5 protein-coding genes and 1 pseudogene are annotated in these 4,448 nt (G+C 68.8%); 4 read left to right on the forward strand and 2 right to left on the reverse strand.

Annotated elements, in window-relative coordinates; genetic code table 11:
- Positions 1-127, forward strand: a pseudogene (locus tag ACWD3I_RS48960) (aspartate ammonia-lyase); the annotation flags it as partial.
- Positions 128-232: 105 nt separating this feature from the next.
- Complete coding sequence (locus ACWD3I_RS48965; protein WP_365414025.1) at positions 233-586, forward strand: cupin domain-containing protein; 354 nt, start codon at positions 233-235, stop codon at positions 584-586.
- A gap of 514 nt (positions 587-1,100) precedes the next feature.
- Here the strand turns inward: ACWD3I_RS48965 and ACWD3I_RS48970 are convergent.
- Entirely contained in the window at positions 1,101-1,334 is a 234-nt protein-coding gene (locus ACWD3I_RS48970) for a hypothetical protein (RefSeq protein ID WP_365414027.1), read from the reverse strand.
- Positions 1,335-1,811: 477 nt separating this feature from the next.
- On the opposite strand from ACWD3I_RS48970, the gene ACWD3I_RS48975 reads away from it, so the two are divergent.
- Together ACWD3I_RS48975 and ACWD3I_RS48980 are read left to right on the forward strand one after the other, a co-directional pair.
- Positions 1,812-2,618, forward strand: coding sequence for an SGNH/GDSL hydrolase family protein (locus ACWD3I_RS48975; protein WP_365414029.1), 807 nt, complete (start codon positions 1,812-1,814; stop codon positions 2,616-2,618).
- Positions 2,619-2,684: 66 nt separating this feature from the next.
- The gene (locus ACWD3I_RS48980; protein ID WP_365414031.1) at positions 2,685-3,983 is read left to right on the forward strand and encodes a DUF3533 domain-containing protein; all 1,299 of its coding nucleotides are present in this window, start codon (positions 2,685-2,687) and stop codon (positions 3,981-3,983) included.
- 243 nt (positions 3,984-4,226) lie between these two features.
- Here the strand turns inward: ACWD3I_RS48980 and ACWD3I_RS48985 are convergent, their stop codons facing one another.
- Positions 4,227-4,358, reverse strand: a complete 132-nt coding sequence (locus tag ACWD3I_RS48985) for a hypothetical protein (RefSeq protein WP_365414033.1) — start codon at positions 4,356-4,358, stop codon at positions 4,227-4,229.
- Positions 4,359-4,448: the final 90 nt, after the last annotated feature.

Raw genomic sequence — 4,448 nt, forward strand, 5'->3', positions numbered from 1 at the left:
GGAGGCCCTCGTCACCGGCCGCGGGGTGGCCGAACTCGTCCTGGAGAAGGGGCTGTTGCCCGCCGAGACCCTCGCCGACCTACTGCGCCCCGAGGCTGTGGCCGGACGGAGCCGGGCACTGACCTGACACGCCCGGCGTAGCGGCCCGGCGCGCAACAGGCGGCTTCGTCGGGGCGGCGAGCCGTGACCGGTGCCGCGGCCACCAACCTCTTAAGCCAAGAAAGGAAATGGCATGTCCCTTCTGAAGACCATCGACACCAATCCCTCCTGCGCTCCGCACGAGTCCGCCCCGCTCCCGGAACGCCTGATCTCCGGCAACCCCGCCTTCAAGACCTGGGCCCAGGACAGCGCCCGCGGGGAGATGATCCGTACGGGCGTCTGGGAAGCGACGCCCGGCGAGACGCGCTCGATCAAGGGCGAGACCTTCGAGTTCTGCCACATCCTCTCCGGCATCGTCGAACTCACGCCGGAAGGCGGCGAACCGGCGGTCTACAAGGCCGGCGACAGCTTTGTCATGAAGCCGGGCTTCGTCGGTGTCTGGAAGACCATTGAAACCGTGCGCAAGGTCTACGTGATCGTGACGTGATGCTGATGCCGCGGGACTCGGCCGTAGCCCGCCCGGTTCGATGCGGCGGGGCTGGAACCGGAGCGCACGCCACCGCACCAACCCGCGACCCTGCACGGCAGTCGACGGTGAGGTCAGGGAAGTTTCAAAGCCGTGCAGCCGTGCAGGTTACCGGCTCTTGCGTCGTCGACCAGGTTGGTGAACTTGTCGACGCTCATCTGGACGCGCTGGCGGGGTGCGGCTGTCGGCACTGAAGGCGAGGGTTTCGATGCTTTCGCCGGGGGTGCTCAGAGGGCCGCCGAGGGGCTGCTGCGTCGCCATGTCCCAGAGCGGCCCGGGCCCGTGCCGAGGGCGTGAATCTGGCCGGCGCCAACAGCCTTGCCGTCTGGTTGCAGGCACTGCGGTGCTACGAGGAAGCCGTTGCCTTGGACGAGAAGGCGCTGGAGCCGCGCCGTCGGGTGTCGGGGTCGGTGTGGAGGAGGCGGTAGGCCTCCAAGCATCGTGCCTGTGGCGGCTGTGCACGGCCGCTACAGTCTCAGCAGGGCGGGATGACTTGGCTCCAGTCCGCGAACCTGCCCGTCATCAGGTGGTGGTCGTTGACGTAACCACCTGGCAGGGATCCACCGGTGTCGGCGAAGAACCAGTACCGGTTGCCGGTCCCGTCGGCGTCGACCGCTCCCGTCGTCCAACAGAGCACGATGAGCTCGTCGCCGTTGTGGCCCTGGTAGGACGAACTGCGCCCATGATCGTAGTTCGGTCCGTTGTCCATCCGAGGAACGATCCCAGGTCGATGCCGGTCACCCGAGCGCACCAGCTCTCGGGGTCACCCCCGATGTCGGAGTGGTAGAGCCCTTGGCCGGGCGGGGGAGTGGAACCCGCGCACTCCGGCACACCGGGAATCCATGCAGGACCGCGCAGATAGAGGTTGCTGATCCCGGTGGTGAAGCCGACCGCGTCCTTGTTGTGCATGCCGTTGATGACCCGGGCGCTCAGGTGCCGGCGCAGACCGCGGTCGGTGCTCAGGCCTGAAGTGGGAATGGCCGATGAGGTCGGCGCGGGACCAAGGCGGTGGACCGCGGCGTTGGTCCGCCCTCGACGGCCTCAGCTCCTGTCTGAGCGGCGTCACTTTGCAGGAAGGTGAGCCCACAGCTATCCTCATATTCAACAATGCGACTAGGTGTCTAGTTGACTATCGATGGCCGTGTGCCACTTCCAACAGCAGCGTTGACGAGAGGCGGTCGGCCCGGTGTCGAGCAGTGGGTATCTGCGCTATGTCGCCCTGGGCGACAGTCACACCGAGGGGCTCGGGGACGGCGACGACGTCCGTGGTCTTCGGGGCTGGGCGGACCGGCTCGCCGAGCAGGTCGCCCGCCACAGCCCCGGCCTGCGCTACGCCAACCTCGCGGTGCGCGGCCGTAAAGCCGGTCAGGTGCACGCCGAGCAACTGGCTCCGGCTCTCGCGATGCGGCCCGACCTCGCCACAGTGGTGGCCGGGGTCAACGACGTGTTACGCCCGGGCTGCGACCTCGACGAGGTGGCCGGCCATGTCGAGGCGATGTTCGCCGCCCTCACCGCGCAGGGCGCCACCGTCGCGACCCTCATGTTTCCCGATGTCGGGCGTATCACGTCGTTGGCCCGCCCGATCGGTCACCGTGTTCTCGCACTCAATGCGCGCATCCGGGAGGCCGCCGACCGCCACGGCGTGGTGGTGGCGGAGACGTCCGCGCACGCGGCGGCGACCGATCCGCGGTTGTGGAGTGCTGACCGACTGCACGCCGGCCCGCTGGGGCACGCGCGCATCGCGGCTGCCGTGGCCCAGGCGCTCGGTCTGCCGGGCAGCGACGACAAGTGGACCCTTCCCCTTCCGGCCGAAGGGACAGACAACTCTGTCTGGAGGACCGTGGGTGCCGAAGTGCGCTGGGCCGGCACCTTCCTCGGCCCTTGGCTCGGCCGCCGCCTGCGTGGCCGCTCCTCCGGCGACGGCCGCCAGGCCAAGCGGCCGACCCTGCTTCCGGTGGCTGCGTCCGCCGGGGACACCTCCCCATCCGTATGAGGCTCCGCCCGCGACGACGCCGGCGGCTCCTCCTGCACTTCTCTCTTCCTCGTACCGGAGCTGGAAATGAGTAACGCCCACCCCTTCCGCGTCCTGCGCGCGAAGCGTCTGTGGACCGTCAACGGTGTGATCGTGGGCTTCGTGGCACTGCTGTTCACGGTGTTCTACGTCGGCGCCAACATCGACCCTGCAGGTCACCTGCACAAGCTGCCCGTCGGCCTGGTCAGCGCCGATGAGGGGGCGAAGGTCGGTGGCAAGCAGACCGACCTCGGTACACAGATCACCCAGTCGATCAAGAAGTCGTCCCAGGGCGGAGACAGGATCGACTGGAAGCTGATGAACGAGGACGAGATGAAGGAGGAACTGGGCAAGGGCAAGCTGTTCGGCGCGCTCGTCGTGCCCCGCGACTTCACCGCCACTGTCGCCGCCCTCACCGGCCCCGGGGCGGCCGGCAAGCCTGTCCGCCCGACACTCACCGTGCTGACCAACCAGTCCGCCGGCAGCGTGGGGTCGAGCATGGCGCGGCAGGCCACGACGACGGCCGCGCAGTCGGCCTCCGCGCAGGTGGGTGAACAGCTGACCGCTCAGGCCGAGGCCACGCAGGCCCAGCTGCCCGCTGCCGCGCGCCTGCTGCTGGCCGACCCGGCCGTGGTGCAGATCGAGGACGGGCATCCGCTCGACTCGCACAGCGGCCTCGGTCTGAGTGCCTTCTACTACTCCCTCGTCCTCGTCGTCTGCGGCATGCTCGCCGCCAACGTCATCAGCGGCCAGGTGGACCACGCCCTCGGCTACACCCACAGCGACCTGGGCCCGCTGCGGGTCCATAACCCGCTGCTGCGCGCGACTCGCGTCCAGACCCTGGCCATCAGTAGCACGCTCATGATCGGTCTGTCCCTGCTCATGGGCAGCCTGGCCGTGGCCGGTGCGGTGGGCATCATGGGCATGGACGCCTCTCACCTGCCCCTGTTGTGGCTCTTCTCCGTGTGCACGATCGCGGTTGTCGGCATCGGCGGGCTCGGGCTGCTCGCCGTGTTCGGCACGCCGGGGATGCTGTTCATCACGATCTTCTACATCGCCATGGCGGTACCGACGTCCGGCGCCACGGTCCCCCTCCAAGCGCTCCCCGGTTTCTACCGCGCCCTCGGCGAGTTCGAGCCCCTGCGCCAGATCACGGGCGCCGTCCGCTCCATCCTCTACTACGACGCCCAGGCCGACGCGGGTCTGACCCGGGGCTGGGTGATGCTGGGTGTGGGACTCGCGGTCGCCGGCCTCTTCGGCTTCGGCGTGACCCGGTTCTACGACCGCAAGGGGCTGCATCGCATTCCCGCCGACGAGGAACCGCAGCCGGTCCTCGCTCGGGCATAGTTCGACGACCGGTGAGGGGTGGAGCTGGTCGCCCGAGAGGCCGCCGAACAGTGACCACGGCGACGGACTTCGACGCGGTGGTCATGGGCGCGGGGCAGTTTCTCTAGGACCACGTCAGGCACGGTCGGCAAGGCACTTCCGAGATGCGGTCTCATCCGCGTTCGATGAGCCGAACCTGATCGCGTACGGCGGGCTGGAGCCGGTGGCGCGGCTGGCCGAAGGGCACGCTCTTCGACACCTGCGCTACCACCCCGCGTTCAGCGACTCCCCGCTCGCCTTGAGGATGCCGAGCGTGATCACCGCCGGCACGCTGTCGTCGAGCAGGTGATCGCCGATGTCAAGAACAGCGGCTTCGCCCACGCGCCGTCCGGTCATCGGGTCTGTCCTTCGTGGATACCCCGGCCTTCAGGCCGGGGAGGAAATGAAGCTCCTGCGGAGCAGGGCAGGGGAAGCCGGTTCGCCGCC

The sequence above is a fragment of the Streptomyces sp. NPDC002817 genome (assembly GCF_053592055.1).

Bases quoted from the DNA above. Each gene is read 5' to 3' on its own strand.
- ACWD3I_RS48965 (WP_365414025.1), top strand. From the start codon at position 233: ATGTCCCTTCTGAAGACCATCGACACCAATCCCTCCTGCGCTCCGCAC.
- ACWD3I_RS48970 (WP_365414027.1), bottom strand. From the start codon at position 1,334: ATGGACAACGGACCGAACTACGATCATGGGCGCAGTTCGTCCTACCAG.
- ACWD3I_RS48980 (WP_365414031.1), top strand. From the start codon at position 2,685: ATGAGTAACGCCCACCCCTTCCGCGTCCTGCGCGCGAAGCGTCTGTGG.
- ACWD3I_RS48985 (WP_365414033.1), bottom strand. From the start codon at position 4,358: ATGACCGGACGGCGCGTGGGCGAAGCCGCTGTTCTTGACATCGGCGAT.